The organism is Mesorhizobium sp. J18, from assembly GCF_007829525.1.
Classification (GTDB): domain Bacteria; phylum Pseudomonadota; class Alphaproteobacteria; order Rhizobiales; family Rhizobiaceae; genus VLJP01.
On sequence record NZ_VLJP01000035.1, the window covers coordinates 17,879 to 34,379 of the forward strand.

Genomic DNA, 16,501 nt, shown 5'->3' on the forward strand with positions numbered 1-16,501 from the left:
AAAGGCTGTCATTCTAAAAAGGGAGGAAGTGACATGAAGAAGCTCATAGCAATGCTGCTCGCGAGTGCAGTCGCGTTCCCGGGCGTGGTGCTCGCGCAGGAGACGATCTCGCTGACCGTGGCCTCCAGCCACCCGCTGGTGATCCCGTGGGTTGGGATGATCAAGACCCATTTCATGGCCGAGACCGATCGGCTGCTGGCCGAGAAGGGTAACTACAAGATCGAGTGGAACGAGGCCTTTGGCGGCTCGCTCTACAAGGCCAACGCAACGCTGACTTCGGTGCAGGAGGGCATCACCGACATTGGCTGGGTGTTTTCCTTCCTCGAAGGGGCCAAGCTGCCTCTCAGTCAGGCTTCCACCTACGCGCCCTTCGCCACCGCCAATCCGCCGGCGCAACTCCAGGTCACGTGGGATTTGCTGGAAAACAATGAGGCCTTCAAGAACGAGTGGGAACAGTACAACATCAAGGTCCTCGGCCTGACCGGCACTGACGACTACGACATTTACACCAAGAAGCCGATCAAAAGCGTCGCCGACCTGAACGGCATGAAGCTTTCGGCGCCGGGCGTGCTCGGCCAGTGGCTCCGTGGCACTGGGGCAAATCCGGTCGACGGCTCGCTAACGACCTTCTACACCGACATACAGACGGGGGTATCCGACGGCGTGCTGTCGCTCGCACTCGGGGTGCTGCCGGCCAAACTCTACGAGGTGGCGCCCTACATTACCCGCGTGCGTATCGGCACCGCCTTCTCCGGTGCCATCGCCATCAACAAAGATAGCTGGGATGGGCTGCCGGAGGAAGTGCAGCAGGCAATGATCGCCGCCGGCAAGCTTTACACCGAGGCGCATGGCAAGGAAATGGTGGACCTGCACGAGGCGGCCTTTGCCAAGATGGTCGAGCTCGGCAAGGATCAGGATCCACCTGTCACCATCTCCGAACTGCCGGACGGTGATCGGCAGAAATGGGTCGATGGTCTTCCCGACATTGCGGGAGAGTGGGCAGCCGATGTCGAATCGCGCGGACTTCCCGGGAAAGCTTTCATGAAGGCCTATATGGAGGGCCTGCGCGCGGCCGGCGAAAAGCCAGCACGCGACTGGGACAAAGACCTATAGCCGTTCGACAGGTAAGACCAGATCATGCAGGCTGAAGGCGGCAGGGCCGGAGCGGAGACAAGTCTCCCGCCCCATCGAAAGGATCCGATGCGTTTCTGGAACAGAGGTGTCGACGGGCTTGCCGCCCTCGGCACCATCATGATCGTATTCCTGATGGCGATCATCGTAGCCGACGTGGTCACACGAAACACGATGGGCGAGTCCCTGCCCCTGATCGCCGAGTTGGGAGCGCTCACCGTCGTGCTGATTGTCTTTCTCCAACTCGGGACGGCCGTTCGCAACGACCGACTCGCCAGTACCGAATTCTTCCTGGCCACATTGTCAACGCGGTGGCCAGGAGCAGCGGTCGTCATCCGCGCCGCGTGGGATCTCGCGGGTGCCGCTCTTTGCGCAGGCATTGCGTGGTCGAGTTGGGACATCCTCTGGCGCGACATCAATCACCGCGAATTCATCGGCGTCATCGGCGTGATGACGATGCCTACCTCCCCCTTCCGCGCGCTGATCTTTGTCGGAGCGGCGGTGGCGGCGCTTCAGTTCGTCCTGACGGCGGTAGCCCGGCTGCGCGGCTGGAGCGCGTCGCGATGACCGGTATCGAGATCGGCCTCGCGGGCATCGGCCTGCTGCTTCTCCTGATCCTGCTCGGCATGCCTATCGGCGTGGCGATGATGGTTTCGTCCTTCGGTGCCGTGGCGTATCTCCGCAACGAAACGGTGGCGCTGAGAATGCTCGGCTCGGTGGCCAATGACAGCCTCGAAGAATATCTTTTCGCGATCGTGCCGCTGTTCGTGATGATGGGACTCCTGGTCACAATCTCCGGCGTCGGTAAAGACACCTTCGATCTGTTCGAGCGCCTGCTGCGCCGAGTACGCGCCGGCCTGGGCATTGCCACTGTTTTCGCCAACGCGGTGTTTGCATCCATAACCGGTATATCCGTCGCCTCCGCGTCGGTCTTCTCCCGCATTGCTGTGCCCGAAATGGTGCGGCATGGCTACACGACAAAGTTCTCGACCGGTGTCGTGGCCGGCAGCTCGGTACTTGGAATGCTGATACCGCCGTCGCTGCTGATGGTTGTCTATGCGGTGCTGGCGGAGGAATCGGTCGGCCGCATGTTCCTGTCGGGCGTCGGTCCCGGCATTCTTCTATCCACCCTCTTCGCATTAACCATCATGCTGATGGCGTGGCGGAGACCTGGTTCGGTATTCGAACGGGAAGCGAAGATTGTTTCCGGAGAGACGAACGGCCTGCTGGACGTTATCCGTAAGGGCGCTCCGATCGTCATGCTGGTGACGGTGGTTCTCGGCGGCCTCTATGCCGGCTTCCTCAATCCCACGGAGGCCGGCGCCATGGGGGCGCTGGGCGCTTTGCTGATAGCGCTGGTGCGGCGGTCCCTCACTTTGTCCAGTTTCAGGTCGCTGTTGGTCGAAACCGGCCAGATCACCGTCTCGGTGCTGTTCCTTATCGTGGCCGCGACCTTCTTCAGCCGGATGCTGGCAATGTCCGGCCTGCCCATGGCGCTGGCCGAGTTTCTCATCGGTGGCACGCTCGGGCCATGGGGATTCATGACAGTTTTCATCGCGCTCGTCATCCTGATGGGATGCTTCATCGATTCGATCTCGATCATGCTGATCCTGCTGCCCATCGCCCTGCCGGTGGCGCGGGCCGCCGGTTTCGACATGATCTGGTTTGGCGTCATGACGGTCGTCGCGGTCGAGATCGGCCTGCTGTCACCACCGTTTGGCCTGTCCGTCTACACGATAAAGTCAGCGATCAACGATCCCAAGCTCAAGGTGGGGGACATCTTTCGGGGAAGCTTTCCATTCGTGATCGCCATGGTGATTTGTCTGGTCGTTCTTGCGATCTTCCCGCAGATCGCAACCTGGCTGGCGAGGCTATGACCAATGCGCTCGATACTCTGTCTTGCCGGCAGCCTTCGCGCCGCCTCTTCGTCAAGGGCGGTGGTAGAAACCATTTGCGACAAGCTTGCCGGCGAAGCCATATTCAGCCGCTTCGACATCGGTTCCCTGCCGCACTACAATGCCGACCTCGACCCTCTCCCTCGCCCTGTGATTGCGTTGAAGGATGCAATCTCGGCAGCCGACGGCCTGATCATTGTCACGCCGGAATACAATTACTCGATCCCCGGCGTCCTCAAGAACGCAATCGACTGGGCCTCACGGCCCGGCTACGCTTCCGTTTTCAAGGACAAGCCGGTCCTTATCGCATCGGTCTCGGGTGGAGCGCTCGGAGGCGTGCGGGCGCAGGCTCATCTGAAGAACGTGCTCGGGGCCGTGCTGGCAAGAACCTTCGTCTGGCAAGAAATCGTAGTCGCTCATTCCAACGCAAAGATCAGAGACGGCTATCTTGCGGATGAGGCAACGGAAGCATTCCTGTTCGAGGCAGTCCGCGCCTTCATTGCCTCGATTGCCGCTGAGCGGAGCGTATCGAAGTCATAACGCCGGTTTCGCGCGAATGGTTCACCGGACCAATTGTCGCGCATATTGGTGATGGAACCTTGGAGGTTCCGTCGCAAACTCGCTCGGACGGAACCTCTGCATGATGGTCAGCCCGCCCGGTGCTTTGCGCCGGTCGGGCTGACATTTTATGCGGACTGCTTGGTGCGCCAACCTTCGGCGTAGTTTTCGCGTGCATCACGTGAGTAGGGCACCGGCGAAACCTTGACGCGGATTTCCGTCTGCTTGTGCCTCTCCACGGTCGTCTTCCTCGTTCCGCCGTTCTCCTCGCCCCAGATCAGGGTGAGCACGTCCCCCTCCTTGATGTCCGGATCAACGACGCCGAGCGACAGCCAGGAGCGTTCATTGAAGCTGTAGCCGCTGAACATGGAGAAGCCGACGGCTTTGCCGTCTTTCGTGACTGCGTCATAGTTCGACGAGGCATAGTTGGCGTTTGGCACATCGATAAACTTGTAGTTCTCGATGCCCGGCTCGAAGAAGGAACGGAACACCTTGGCCACATCATCGGCGTTCCAGGCGAAAGTCACCTTGCGGCGGTGCGGCTGGTCGGCCTTTTTCTCCAGCGCCTCCCGGCCGATGAAGTCATGGTCGAACTTCACGAACGGGCCGTAGCCAAGTTCGTAGGGCGTCATGTAGTAATCTTCGATATTCTTCGAATAGAAGCTGCCGCCGATCGAGCCGGCGCCCTCGTAGCCATCAGCCGGAAGATATTCACGATAGGGTTTCATCTTCTCCCCGGTATAGACGGCCGGCAATGGCGAGGGGATCCAGCCTGATTCCAGCGTATTGGTCGCATAGGCGCGGGCGCCAACCAGCTTCAGGCCGAATTCCTGACCCGCCTCATAGATGATGTCACGGATCTCCTCGGCTTGCTCATAGGGGCCCCATATCTCGAGACCCGGCGCTCCGGACATGCCGTGGCGCAGGCAGCGCACCTTGCGCCCGCCGATATTGATCTCACCCATGTTGAAGAACTTGACGTCCGGCAGCGGACCGCCATTCAGCTTCTCCAGCACCTTCATCGCGTTCGGGCCCTGGATCTGATAGCGGTAGCGCTTGCGGATCACCGCCTTCGGACCGGGCCGGGAAGGCGAACGATCGTCGCGGTCCAGCCTGACGTCCCAGCTGCCAGTCTTGCCGTGGAATTCGACCCAGTTGATCGTCGGCACTCGACCGACGATGAGGAACTGGTTCTCCGTCAGATAGAACAGGATGACGTCGCCGATGACATACCCGTCATGGCTGCACGGAATGAAATGCTTGGCCTTGTTGACGGTGAAATTCTTGAAACTGTTGATGGTGAGATAGTTGAGCATCTTGAAGGCATCGGGGCCTTCGATCATCAGTTCGGCCATATGATGCGATTGGTCGAACAGTACCGCCGTTTCACGCCAGGCGCGCTGCTCATCGCGCCAGTTGGTAAACTCGTTGGGTACTACCGGATAGATATAGGCGCCGATCTGCGAATTGCGCAGCATGTCGACGGTGTTATCAGCCTCCTGCAGAAGCTGTTCCAGATTCTTCCGTGTCATGATCTCGTATCCTCCCTGATTGGACGAAGACAGCTTACCGGCTAGGTCAGGACCTATTAATCTGGGCCTCGGCCCATTCGATGGATCTTCCCGGCTCGCCGAAAGTGAAGAAATGAACGCCCTCAATGCCGAGGGCTGGTTCAGTCGCTGCGGCGGGCGCGATCCCCTCCAACAGTTCGCCCGGCGTCTCACCGCCGATCAAGCCACTCACCAAATGGCCCCGTTCGGTAAGCGCGCGTAACGAGGCGCCAACGCCGCAGCGTATCGCGTATTTGACCAGCGTGGTGCGCCGCGCCGACCCGGCGACGCCGATGCGCAAGGGTGCTGTGATCCCGGAAGCTCGCAAATCCCGCGCCAGTTTCAAGATCGGTTCCGGCTCGAAAGTAAACTGACTGACGAGAAGGGTGTCGAGGCCCCTGCTAGTGGCTTCCGCGAGTTTTTCCCTCAATGCCTGCCGCAGAACCTCTTTGTCGATATGAGGATGGCCCTCGGGGTAGCAGGCAAAGGCGATGCGCGAGAAGTTGTGCCTTTCGAAGGCCCTGGTATGTAAAAGCTGCAGGGCGGCGTCGAAGTCACCGGCCGGCCTATCGCGGTCGCCGCCGAGAACCAAAGCCCGCTCGACTCCGGCTTCGCCCGCGAGCCGCGCCAGCAAGCCGTCGAGTTCTGGCTCGTCCCGAATCTTGCGGGCAACGATATGCGGAACGGGAATCAGTCCTGCCGCGCCAACACGGGCGGCAGCCCGCACCAGAACGTCCGGGCTGTCATTGGGAAGGTTGGCGATGAACACTTCGGAACCTCTCCGAAGTCGGCCAAGGACGGAATCCACGTCGCGCGCGGTGACCTCGACCGAATAGCCGGCGAGAAGCTGCGCCAGGGATGCTTCGCCATTGCTGACTGCTTGCTGGTCAGCCGCATAGCCATGTACGCTCTGCGGCGCCATCTCTATTTCACCGTCCGGATCAGAGTTCCGCCCGGCACCCGGGCAAGCGCCTTTTCATGGCGCAGGGCGAGACGCAGATTGCGGCCGGCCACGCGGGCATGCTCCTGCATCACCGCCTGTGCTCGCGCCCCTTCGCCATTCGCGATCGCTTCGACGACGCAGCGATGCTGATCCTGGGCAACAAGCAATATGCGGTGGGATTCCGGCATCGAGGCCTGCGCCATGACGAAGCCGCTGGGCGAGGCGAAAGGCAGGGCGGCAGCCCGTTCAATCTGACGCTTTAATGTAGGGCTTTCCGCCAGGTCGACGATCAGCGCGTGAAAGCGGGCATTGGCCCGGACATAGCCGGAGAAGTCCTCCTCCGAACGGATCGCGGTCTCGACCATCTCATCAAGTTCCTCGAGACAGGCGTGGAGGGGCCCCAGTCTGGCGCTCGAACCGCGCTCTGCAGCAAAGCGCGCTGCCAACCCCTCGAGCGTGCCGCGGATCTCGATGGCGTCGAAGACCTCCTGCTGCGAGAAGGATTTCACGGCGAAACCGCCCGATGGGATGGTTTCGACCAGCCCTTCCTCTTCCAGACGCTGCAGCGCGGCTCGGATAGGCGTGCGCGAAATGCCGGTACGCTCCACGACGGAAAGTTCCGAGATGCGCTTTCCGGGCGCCAGCACACCTTCCAGGATCAGTTCGCGAATCGAAAGCAGCGCTTTCAGGGTTCGCGACTGATTACCGTCGCCTTCTACATCTGCCAGCAATGCTGTTGTTTGCGTCACCTGCTACTCATTATGAATTCAACCTGTATACAATCTTGTTCCGCTATCCAGGAACTGTCAATAGATACCGACCTGGCACGGTGGGCGTAGAGCGGCCGGCATATGCGGGCATATCTTTACCAGCTTTGTAGCTATCGAATGCCCCCTCCTGGTCTCCGGACACCCACGCGTGATCCCTTCCGGGGCCAGGTGGAAATGCAACCGGCCTCTTGGCTTGCCTATAGACACCTGTATACATTTAGTCTGCGACGAAGCCGTGATAGCCTGGTAACGGCTCGTAAATATCAACGGGCATTGGGAGGAACTCGAAATGTCAGGAAAAACAGCATTGGCCCTGGCGCTTGGGCTGGGTCTGGCCTGGTCGGCAGGCGCATCGGCGCAGGAGACGGTGAAAGTCGGCGTCGTCCTGCCTTACTCGGGTCCGTTCGCGGATGCCGCCAATCAGCTCGACGCCGGCATCAAGCTATACATGCAGCAGCATGGCGATGAGGTGGCCGGTAAGAAGATCGAGATCGTGCGCAAGGATACGGGAGGCCCGAACGCGGACCAGGCCAGGCGCATGGCGCAGGAGCTGGTCGTCCGCGATCAGGTCGACATTCTTGCCGGCTTCGCTTTGACACCGGAGGCGCTTGGTGCGGCCCAAGTCGCGACCGAAGCACAGAAGCTCATGGTGGTGATGAATGCTGCCACCTCGTCGGTCACCGAGCAGTCGGACTACATCGTCCGTACTTCGGTGACGATTCCGCAGCTCAACTATGCCTTTGGACAGTGGGCGTTCCAGGAAGCCGGTATCAAGCAAGCCTATACGCTGGTTTCAGATTACGGTCCCGGCCACGACGCGGAAGCATCCTTCTCGAAAGGCTTTACCGAAGCAGGCGGAGAGATCCTCGGCTCGGATCGTACTCCGGTCGCCAATCCGGACTTCTCCGCCTATGTTCAGCGCGTAAAGGACGCCGATCCGGAAGCCGTCTACATCTTCGTTCCCGGCGGGGCGCAACCGGCAGCGATCGGCAAAGCGCTCGTGGACCGCGGGCTCGCTCCTCCGGAAACCAAGATCTTCGCCCAAGGCGAACTTACCCATCCCGAGGCACTCGAGAGCATGGGTGAAACGGCTCTCGGCATCATCACCACATTCCATTATACGCTGGAGCGGGACGATCCGCTCAACAAGGAATATGTCGAGGGCTATACCGCCGCCAATAATGGCCGCGAACCGGATCTGTTCTCGATCGGTGGCTATGACGGCATGCATCTCATCTACGAGGCGCTGAAGAAGACAGATGGCGATACTTCCGGCGATGCGCTGATCGAAGCCGCCAAGGGCATGTCGTGGGAGAGCCCGCGGGGTCCAATGTCGATCGATCCCGAGACCCGGGATGTCGTGCAGACCGTCTATATCCGTGAGGTCCAGGAAGTGGATGGCAAGCTGCAGAATGTCATCATTCACGAAATCCCCGACGTGAAAGATCCGTTGCATGGGGCGAGCAACTAGGGAGAGGCAAACCATTTAGCTGGCGTGACGGGATCGTGATAAACAATATCGTCATCGTCCTGTTCGACGGTTTTGCGTTCGGGATGCTTTTGTTTGTCCTGTCCGTGGGGCTGTCGGTGACGCTCGGATTGATGAATTTCATCAATCTGGCGCATGGTGCATTCGGGATGCTTGGCGGTTACATCACCGTCTCGCTCATGCGCGAATGGGGCCTTCCCTTCATCCTCACGCTGCCGGCGGCTTTCGTCGGGGCAGCCGTCGTCAGCATGGTTTTGGAACGGCTGTTCTTTCGCCGGCTCTACAGGGCAGGAGAACTCAATCAGGTCCTGTTCACAATAGGCCTGGTGTTCATCGCCGCGGCTGTCGCCACCTTTTTCATGGGAACCGGGCAGCAACCCATCGTGCTGCCCGGTTGGCTACGCGGCTCGGTGGAGTTGTTCGGCATTCGCTTCGGTGTCTACCGTATTTTCCTCATCGTCGTGGCGCTGACTATCACCGCGCTGCTCTTCTTCACGCTCGAGCGCACCCGTTTCGGTGCACAGATAAGGGCCGCGGTGGACAATCAGCGCGTGGCACAGGGAATTGGTCTCGACGTGCAGCGTATCTTTGCCATCACCTTCGCGCTCGGCAGCGGGCTTGCAGGCCTGGGAGGTGCGCTTGCGATCGAGATCGTAGGCTTGAGCCCGTCCTTCGGTTTCCACTTCCTCGTCTATGTCCTCATCATCGTCAGCGTGGGCGGCCTTGGCTCGATCGCCGGCTCCTTCCTCGGCGCGGCCCTGCTCGGCATCGGTGACGTCGCCGGCAAGTATTTCGTGCCCGAGATCGGCTCCTTTCTCATTTACCTGTTGCTCGTGGCCATTCTGCTGGTGCGACCACAAGGCCTGCTTGGCAAGCGGTAGGACCGAAAGATGGCCACGATAGACACAACCCGGCCTTCAAGCGAGCCGCTTGCCTGGTTGCACCAGCAAAGCCGCTGGTCGGTCTTCGAGATCGTCTTTTGGCTCCTGGCCCTCGTACCGTTCTTCTTTTTTCCGACCTATCTGATGCTGGCCAACCAGGTGGCGATCGCGGCCCTGTTTGCCATCTCCGTCGATCTGGTGCTCGGTTATGCCGGCATCGTTACCCTTGGTCATGCAATGTTCTTCGGCATCGGCGCTTATACTGCGGGAATTCTCAGCGCCCGCTGGGGCTGGGGCGAGCCGCTTTCCGGCCTTCTGCTCGCTGGCGCATTCGCCGGGCTTGTCGGCTATGTCACCAGCTTCCTGATCGTGCGGGTGCAGCATCTGGCGCTGATCATGGTCACGCTCGGCCTGGGGCTGCTGACCTATGAACTTGCCAATGCGATGAGCTGGCTCACCGGCGGCACGGACGGTCTGCTCGGCGTCGATAGCTGGGACATCTTTGGCTATTTCCGTTTCGACCTGTGGGGATACACGGCCTATAGCTATTCACTTGCCATACTCTTCCTGTGCTTCCTGGCAAGCCGCCGGATCGTGAATTCCTCCTTCGGACTGGCCCTGAGAGGGGTACGAGAGAACCTGAACCGTATGCCGGCCATCGGCTCGGATCACAGGAAGCACCTGCGCAAGATTTATACGATCTCGGCATCGATCGCCGGCCTGGCAGGTGCGCTGCTGACGCAAACCACCAACACGGTGACCCTGGAAGTGCTGAGTTTCGAACGCTCCGCCGATGTCGTGGTCATGCTGATCCTGGGTGGTACCGGACGGCTTTACGGGGCAATCCTCGGCGCAGTGATCTTTCTTCTCGCGCGCGACCAGCTCGCCGGCATTAACCCGCAATATTGGTATTTTGGAATAGGGCTGCTGCTGATGTTTGTCGTGCTGGTCATGCCGAAAGGCATCCTGGGTGGCCTGTCATGGCTCGTGGGGAGGCGGGACTGATGCAGACCGGGCCGATCCTGCGCACGGAAGCGCTCAGCAAAAGCTTCGGCTCCCTGAAGGTGGCGCGTGGCATCTCGCTGGAACTGCCTCATGGTGCCCGTTATGCCTTGATCGGCCCCAACGGTGCCGGCAAAACAACACTGATCAACATGATCACCGGAAGGCTGAAGCCTGATTCCGGTCGAATCCTGCTCGGCGAGGAGGACATCACCACGACAGCATCCGCGGCACGCGTGCGCCGCGGGCTGGTGCGCACGTTTCAGATCAACACGCTTTTTCCCGACCTGACACCTATCGAAGCAGTAACATTGGCCATTTGTGAGCGCCAAGGCGTCGCCGGCCAGTTCTGGCGCAGCCTTACCTCACATGAGGACGCCATAGAGGAAGGCTTCGGCATATTACGCCGGCTTCGGCTGGCCGAAGTGGCAACCAGGCGCACCCGCACCCTGCCCTACGGACAACAGCGCCTTCTGGAAATCGCGCTGGCGCTTGCCACTCGACCCAAAGTACTGCTGCTCGACGAACCGGCTGCAGGCGTACCGAAGGACGAAAGCGCCATGCTTTTCAGTGTCATCGCGGCGCTTCCGGAGGATATCTCGATCCTCTTCATCGAACACGACATGAACATCGTCTTCCGCTTCGCGTCGCGCATCATCGTTCTGGTTTCCGGTGGAGTGCTGCTGGAAGCCGAGCCGGATGTGGTGCGCAGCGACCCTCGCGTCCGCGAAGTTTATCTCGGGCATGTCCATGGTTGATTCCCTGCTCGAATTCCGCGACATACGCGCAGCCTATGGCGAGGCCGTGGTCCTCGACGGCATCTCCTTCGCGGTGCCGGCCAATGGCAGTCTTGCGGTACTTGGCCGCAACGGCGTCGGCAAGACGACCCTCTTGCTCGCAGCGATGGGCTTCGTGACCCTGATGCGGGGATCGATATGGTTCAAGGGCAAGGACATTTCCCATTTGCCCCCGCACCGGCGGGCGCAACTCGGCATCGGTTGGGTACCGCAAGAGCGGGACATCTTCCCCTCCCTCACCGTAGAGGAGAATCTTACCGTGGCGGCGCGCAGCGGCCGCTGGGATATTGATGGCATATATCGGCTGTTCCCCCGCCTGAAGGAGCGGCGTGGTAACATGGGCAATCAGCTTTCGGGTGGCGAGCAGCAAATGCTGACCATCGCGCGCACGTTGATGACCAATCCCGCCATCCTTCTTCTGGACGAGCCGTTGGAAGGACTCGCGCCGATCATTGTCGAGGAACTCACTGGAGCGATAAGGCGCATGACCGAGCAGGAAGGCATCGCGCTCGTCCTGGTCGAGCAGCATGCCGAGGTCGCCCTTGGCATAACTGAAGACGCAATCGTCATCGAGCGCGGGATTGTCGCACACAGGGCCCGCTCCCGGGACCTCCTGCGAGATCCCGCCACGCTCGACCGCTATGTCGGACTCCAGCTCGAAACGTCGGCGCAGTGACCGAGCGCCGAGGATGCCGAGGGGAAGAGTCCTATGAAGCTTGGAGACGACCCAAAGATGCCGCCGGTCCGCCTATCTGCCGATATCGCGCACGACCCAGCGCATCTGATGAGGTCGCTGGTCGACAATCGAACGCAGCTCTACTGGCCGGAAGCAAAGGCCCGCCCAGGGCGGGCGTCAGAAGGAGGAACGGAATGAGCGAGGAGCCCTGTTTCGACATCGCCCATCTCGGTCATGTCGAACTTCTGACCGACAAGCCGGAGGAAAGCCTCGATTTCTTCGTCAACATCTATGGCCTGACGGAGAGCGGGCGGGAAGGAGATTCGGTCTATTTGCGCGCCTTCGACGATTACGAGTTTCATACGCTCAAGCTGACTGCGGCCAAGACAACCGGCGTCGGCCATATCGCCTATCGCGCTTCCTCGGAGGCCGCACTTCAGCGCCGGATCGCCGTCATCGAAAAGATGGGCTGCGGAATCGGTTGGGTCGAGGGCGATCTCGGCCACGGCAAGGCCTATCGCTTCAACGATCCCGACGGCCATGTTTTCGAGATCTACTATGATACGAGGATCTATGAACCGCCGCCCCGGGAGCGGTCAGCGCTCAAAAACATTGCCCAGCGCTATCATGGCCGCGGCGTCGGCGTGCGCCGCCTGGATCACCTCAACCTGCTGGCTGCCGACGTCAAAGCCATACGCGACTTCATGGTCGAAGGGCTTGGCAGCCGGGTTACCGAACAGATCCTGCTCGACAACGGCCGTCTCGGCGGCTGCTGGTTCACCGTGAACAACAAGAGTTACGATATCGCCTATACGGAAGACCATTCCGGGGCCCATGGCCGCTTCCACCACGTCACCTATGCGGTCGACCAGCGTGAGGACGTATTGCGGGCAGCCGACATTTTCCTGGAAAATGGCGTTTTCATCGAGACCGGCCCGCACAAGCATGCCATCCAGGGGACTTTCTTCCTTTATGTCTATGAGCCTGCGGGCAATCGCGTCGAGGTGGCTAACGCCGGCGCTCGACTGATCCTGCGGCCCGACTGGCCGACGGTGACCTGGACGGAAGCCGAGCGGAAGAAGGGTCAGGCCTGGGGCCTGAAGACGATCGAAAGCTTCCATACCCACGGCACGCCGCCCATCGGCGGGGCCGCTCAATCATCGCATGGAGAGCGGAAATGACAGCAGGGACTGCGCTGGTCGTCAGCGCGCATTCGGCCGATTTTGTCTGGCGTTGCGGCGGTGCGATCGCGCTCCACGCCGAGAAAGGCTGCGCCGTCACCGTCGTGTGCCTGTCCTATGGCGAGCGAGGCGAGAGCGCCAAGCTCTGGAAGCAACAGGGGATGACACTCGACAAGGTCAAGGCTGCCCGCCGGGCAGAGGCCGAGAACGCGGCAAAGGCATTGGGGGTAGCCGACATACAATTCTTCGATTGCGGAGACTATCCGCTGGAGCTCGACCGCGAGGCGCGGTTCCGCCTGGTCGATATCATCCGCAAGGTTCAGCCGGACTTCATCCTCTCGCATTCGCTCGACGACCCTTACAATACCGATCACCCTTACGCCACGCGCGTGGCGCTCGAATGCCGCATGGTGGCGCAAGCCTGGGGACATAGGCCGGGCGAGAAGGTGCTGGGCGCGCCGCAGCTTTATCTGTTCGAGCCGCACCAGACCGAGCAATGCAGCTGGAAGCCGGATACGATCCTCGACATCACCCCGGTCTGGGAGAAGAAGAAGGCGGCTATCGAATGCATGGAAGGCCAGCAGCATCTTTGGGATTACTACACCAATGTCGCCGAAAACCGTGCCAACCAGTTCCGGCGCAATTCCGGCGGACAGGCCGGGGGCCGCGAAGCGAAATATGCCGAAGCCTTTCAGTCGATCTTCCCGCGAACCGTGGATGAATTGTGATGGGAGGAGTAGTCGTACAGAAGATCGAGCGGGCAGATGCCGCGCTGGTTGACGGGCTGGCGGAATGCGGCGTGGCGACAGTGCACGAGGCCATCGGCCGGACTGGCCTGATGCGCCCCTATATGCGTCCGATCTATGCCGGAGCACGCATTGCCGGTTCGGCGGTGACGGTCTCGCTCGCTCCCGGCGACAACTGGATGATCCATGTCGCTGTTGAGCAATGCCGGGAGGGCGATATCCTGGTTGTCGTCCCGACCAGCCCTTGCGAAGATGGCTATTTCGGCGAACTGCTCGCCCGTTCGCTCCAGTATCGCAAGGTGCGTGGATTGGTCATCGAGGCAGGCGTACGCGACGTGCGAGACTTGACGGAGATCGGTTTCCCCGTCTGGTCCCGGGCAGTTTCCGCCCAGGGCACGGTCAAGGAAACGATAGGTTCTGTCAACGTGCCTGTGGTCTGTGCAGGCGCGCTGGTCAATGCGGGCGACGTGATCGTGGCCGACGACGACGGCATCTGCGTCGTGCCGCGTGAAAAGGCTCGGTCAGCTCTGGACGCAAGCAGGGCCCGCGAAGCCAAGGAAGCAGAGACGCGCAAACGGCTCATGGCCGGCGAGCTCGGCCTCGATATATATGGCATGCGCGACAAGCTCGCGGCCAAGGGGCTGAAATATGTCTGACGGCGTGCGCTGCATGTGGATGCGCGGCGGAACCTCGAAAGGCGGCTATTTCCTTGCCGAGGATTTGCCGGCGGACCCGGTGGCGCGCGACGCGTTCCTGCTGCGCATGATGGGCTCGCCGGACAAGCGCCAGATCGACGGCATGGGTGGCGCTGACCCGCTCACTTCCAAGGTAGCAGTGGTGAAGAAGTCCGCCCGCGAAGGCGTCGATGTCGACTATCTTTTTCTCCAGGTCTTTGTCGATCAGGCAATCATCACCGATTCCCAGAATTGCGGCAACATCCTCGCTGGCGTCGCACCGTTCGCCATAGAGCGCGGGCTGGTCACGGCCAGAGATAGAGAGACTCAGGTGCGCATCTTCATGGAGAATACCGGTCAGATCGCCACTGCCACGGTGGCGACGCCCGGCGGCAAGGCGACCTATGCTGGCGACGCACGCATCGACGGCGTGCCGGGAACTGCCGCTCCGGTACCAATCGTCTTCGAAGACACGGCCGGCTCGTCCTGCGGCGCATTGCTGCCAACCGGCAATGTGGTCGATACGATCGACGAGGTGGCCGTGACCATGATCGACAACGGGATGCCTTGCGTGGTGATGAGCGCAGAGAATATGGGCATCACCGGCTATGAAGATCCTGCGGAATTGGAGGCCAACAAAACGCTGCGGCAGAGGCTCGAAGCCATCCGGCTCAAGGCTGGTCCCATGATGAACCTCGGTGATGTTGCGGAAAAATCAGTTCCAAAGATGACGATGGTCTCGCCACCACGTGCCGGCGGGGCGATTTCCACCCGTACATTCATCCCCCACCGCTGCCATTCCTCGATTGGTGTCTTGGGCGCCGTCAGCGTCGCCACCACCTGTCTTCTACCGGGCAGCCCAGCCCACGAGATGGCGCGGACGGGAAACGGCGCGAAGCGCTGCCTGGCGATCGAGCATCCAACCGGGGAGATGACCGTCGTCGCCACCCTGGCCGAGGACGGTTCGGTCATGCAAGCGGCGATCCTGCGCACGGCGCGTAAGCTTTTCGACGGAATGGTGTTTGCTGGTTAAGAGAGACGAATGAAGATTGGGTTCATCGGGTTCGGAGAGGCGGCCCGTACCTTCTGCGACAGTCTTGCAGGCCGCGATTCCCTGCTTGATTTCAGCGCCTATGACATCTTGCTTGAAGGGGATCAGGATCCGGGATGCGAAGCAGCGATAGCCGAGCGAGGCGTGAGAAAGGCCCTCCCGGCCTCGGTTCTTCAGAAGACCGCATGGATCATCAGCGCGGTAACGGCAGACCAGAGCCTGGCAGCAGCCAAGGCCGCTGCGCACTGGCTGCTGCCCGGACAAGTCTATTTCGACATCAACTCCGTTTCACCGGGCCGCAAGGTCGAGAGTGCGGCACAGGTGGAGGCAGTCGGGGCAATCTACATAGACATGGCGGTCATGGCGCCTGTGCATCCCAGAGGCCACGCCACCCCCGTTCTTTTGGCCGGAGCAGTCGATGAGAACCTCCATGCGACGCTTTCCCGCCTTGGTTTTCAGTTTGAGGTCGTGGGAGACAAACCGGGCGCTGCGACGGCAATAAAGATGGTGCGCAGCCTTTTCGTGAAGGGGCTTGAGGCAATTACCGTCGAAACTCTTCTTGCCGCCTCAGCTTCGGGTTGCCTCGACTATATCCGCAAGTCACTGGAGGAGTCTTACCCCGGGCTCGGATGGTCCGATTTCGCCAGATATGAATTCGAACGCACCCTGAAACATGGAAAACGCCGAGCGGCCGAAATGCGCGAATGTGCCGCAACGCTCGATGCGCTTGGGCTTACAGGAAGCCTCGCCAGCACCGTAGCTGATGTCCAGGACCGCATGGGCGCCCTGTCCCACCGTCTCGTAGACGAGGAGGACTTGGCAAGAGATATAGCCACAATCGCCAAGTTGCGGCGAGAATCTGTCAAATAAGGACCACACCGTATGAGATATTCTCTGGGCCTTCCGGATGAGGGAGTGTTTGTTGGTCGTGCCAGGACCGCTTCTGCCCGTCATCCCCTGGTGGTGACGGTGCGGGAAGGCGCGGTGCTCGACATCACCTCGAAGGAGGCGCCGACGGTGCGCGACATCTGCGAACTGGATGACCCGGCAGGTTACGTCCGTAAGGCGCAAGGCAGGGTGATCGGCAGTCTTGAGGCGGTGGCGGAAAACAGCTTCGAAGCGCATCGCGACCCGCGGCAGCCCTTTCTGCTTTCGCC

17 protein-coding genes and 1 pseudogene are annotated in these 16,501 nt (G+C 60.7%); 15 read left to right on the plus strand and 3 right to left on the minus strand.

What is annotated here, in order from left to right:
- Positions 1–33 precede the first annotated feature (33 nt).
- The 4 genes from L598_RS13925 (at position 34) to L598_RS13940 (ending at position 3,566) form a co-directional block, all read left to right on the plus strand.
- Positions 34–1,113: a C4-dicarboxylate TRAP transporter substrate-binding protein gene (locus tag L598_RS13925; protein WP_144863382.1), complete on the plus strand. Its 1,080-nt coding sequence runs from the start codon at positions 34–36 to the stop codon at positions 1,111–1,113.
- Positions 1,114–1,200: 87 nt separating this feature from the next.
- Positions 1,201–1,698, plus strand: coding sequence for a TRAP transporter small permease (locus tag L598_RS13930; protein WP_144863384.1), 498 nt, complete (start codon positions 1,201–1,203; stop codon positions 1,696–1,698).
- Positions 1,695–3,008, plus strand: coding sequence for a TRAP transporter large permease subunit (locus tag L598_RS13935; protein WP_144863385.1), 1,314 nt, complete (start codon positions 1,695–1,697; stop codon positions 3,006–3,008). The genes L598_RS13930 and L598_RS13935 overlap by 4 nt, the downstream gene beginning before the upstream one ends.
- A 3-nt stretch (positions 3,009–3,011) precedes the next feature.
- Complete coding sequence (locus L598_RS13940) at positions 3,012–3,566, plus strand: NADPH-dependent FMN reductase (RefSeq protein WP_144863387.1); 555 nt, start codon at positions 3,012–3,014, stop codon at positions 3,564–3,566.
- Between the two features lie 146 nt (positions 3,567–3,712).
- On the opposite strand, the gene L598_RS13945 is transcribed toward L598_RS13940, so the two are convergent.
- Genes L598_RS13945 through L598_RS13955 form a run of 3 tightly spaced genes read right to left on the minus strand, consistent with a single transcriptional unit; the run spans position 3,713 to position 6,805 of the window.
- Positions 3,713–5,116 (minus strand): aminomethyltransferase family protein, encoded by a 1,404-nt coding sequence (locus tag L598_RS13945; protein WP_144863389.1) that lies wholly within the window; start codon positions 5,114–5,116, stop codon positions 3,713–3,715.
- 46 nt (positions 5,117–5,162) lie between these two features.
- A complete protein-coding gene (locus L598_RS13950) occupies positions 5,163–6,056 on the minus strand; it encodes a methylenetetrahydrofolate reductase (RefSeq protein WP_144863391.1) in 894 nt (297 codons plus the stop codon).
- A 2-nt stretch (positions 6,057–6,058) separates the two neighbouring features.
- Positions 6,059–6,805: a GntR family transcriptional regulator gene (locus L598_RS13955; RefSeq protein ID WP_144863416.1), complete on the minus strand. Its 747-nt coding sequence runs from the start codon at positions 6,803–6,805 to the stop codon at positions 6,059–6,061.
- Between the two features lie 331 nt (positions 6,806–7,136).
- Between L598_RS13955 and L598_RS13960 the strand changes: the two genes are divergently transcribed.
- The 11 genes and pseudogenes from L598_RS13960 to L598_RS14010 form a co-directional block, all read left to right on the plus strand.
- Entirely contained in the window at positions 7,137–8,318 is a 1,182-nt protein-coding gene (locus L598_RS13960; RefSeq protein WP_186445046.1) for an ABC transporter substrate-binding protein, read from the plus strand.
- A 47-nt stretch (positions 8,319–8,365) separates the two neighbouring features.
- Complete coding sequence (locus L598_RS13965) at positions 8,366–9,217, plus strand: branched-chain amino acid ABC transporter permease (RefSeq protein ID WP_210245000.1); 852 nt, start codon at positions 8,366–8,368, stop codon at positions 9,215–9,217.
- A 9-nt stretch (positions 9,218–9,226) separates the two neighbouring features.
- Positions 9,227–10,222, plus strand: a complete 996-nt coding sequence (locus tag L598_RS13970) for a branched-chain amino acid ABC transporter permease (RefSeq protein ID WP_144863395.1) — start codon at positions 9,227–9,229, stop codon at positions 10,220–10,222.
- Positions 10,222–10,977 (plus strand): ABC transporter ATP-binding protein, encoded by a 756-nt coding sequence (locus L598_RS13975; RefSeq protein WP_144863397.1) that lies wholly within the window; start codon positions 10,222–10,224, stop codon positions 10,975–10,977. The genes L598_RS13970 and L598_RS13975 overlap by 1 nt, the downstream gene beginning before the upstream one ends.
- Positions 10,970–11,692 (plus strand): ABC transporter ATP-binding protein, encoded by a 723-nt coding sequence (locus L598_RS13980; protein ID WP_144863399.1) that lies wholly within the window; start codon positions 10,970–10,972, stop codon positions 11,690–11,692. Before L598_RS13975 ends, L598_RS13980 begins: the two co-directional genes overlap by 8 nt.
- 194 nt (positions 11,693–11,886) lie before the next feature.
- Entirely contained in the window at positions 11,887–12,873 is a 987-nt protein-coding gene (locus L598_RS13985) for a catechol 2,3-dioxygenase (RefSeq protein WP_144863401.1), read from the plus strand.
- A complete protein-coding gene (locus L598_RS13990; protein ID WP_144863403.1) occupies positions 12,870–13,601 on the plus strand; it encodes a PIG-L deacetylase family protein in 732 nt (243 codons plus the stop codon). The genes L598_RS13985 and L598_RS13990 overlap by 4 nt, the downstream gene beginning before the upstream one ends.
- Positions 13,601–14,275 (plus strand): 4-carboxy-4-hydroxy-2-oxoadipate aldolase/oxaloacetate decarboxylase, encoded by a 675-nt coding sequence (locus tag L598_RS13995; RefSeq protein ID WP_144863405.1) that lies wholly within the window; start codon positions 13,601–13,603, stop codon positions 14,273–14,275. Before L598_RS13990 ends, L598_RS13995 begins: the two co-directional genes overlap by 1 nt.
- A complete protein-coding gene (locus L598_RS14000; protein WP_144863407.1) occupies positions 14,268–15,326 on the plus strand; it encodes a 4-oxalomesaconate tautomerase in 1,059 nt (352 codons plus the stop codon). The genes L598_RS13995 and L598_RS14000 overlap by 8 nt, the downstream gene beginning before the upstream one ends.
- A gap of 9 nt (positions 15,327–15,335) precedes the next feature.
- On the plus strand, positions 15,336–16,214 hold the full coding sequence (locus tag L598_RS14005; RefSeq protein WP_144863410.1) for a DUF1932 domain-containing protein: 879 nt from the start codon (positions 15,336–15,338) through the stop codon (positions 16,212–16,214).
- 12 nt (positions 16,215–16,226) lie between these two features.
- A pseudogene (locus L598_RS14010) lies at positions 16,227–16,501 on the plus strand (fumarylacetoacetate hydrolase); the annotation flags it as partial.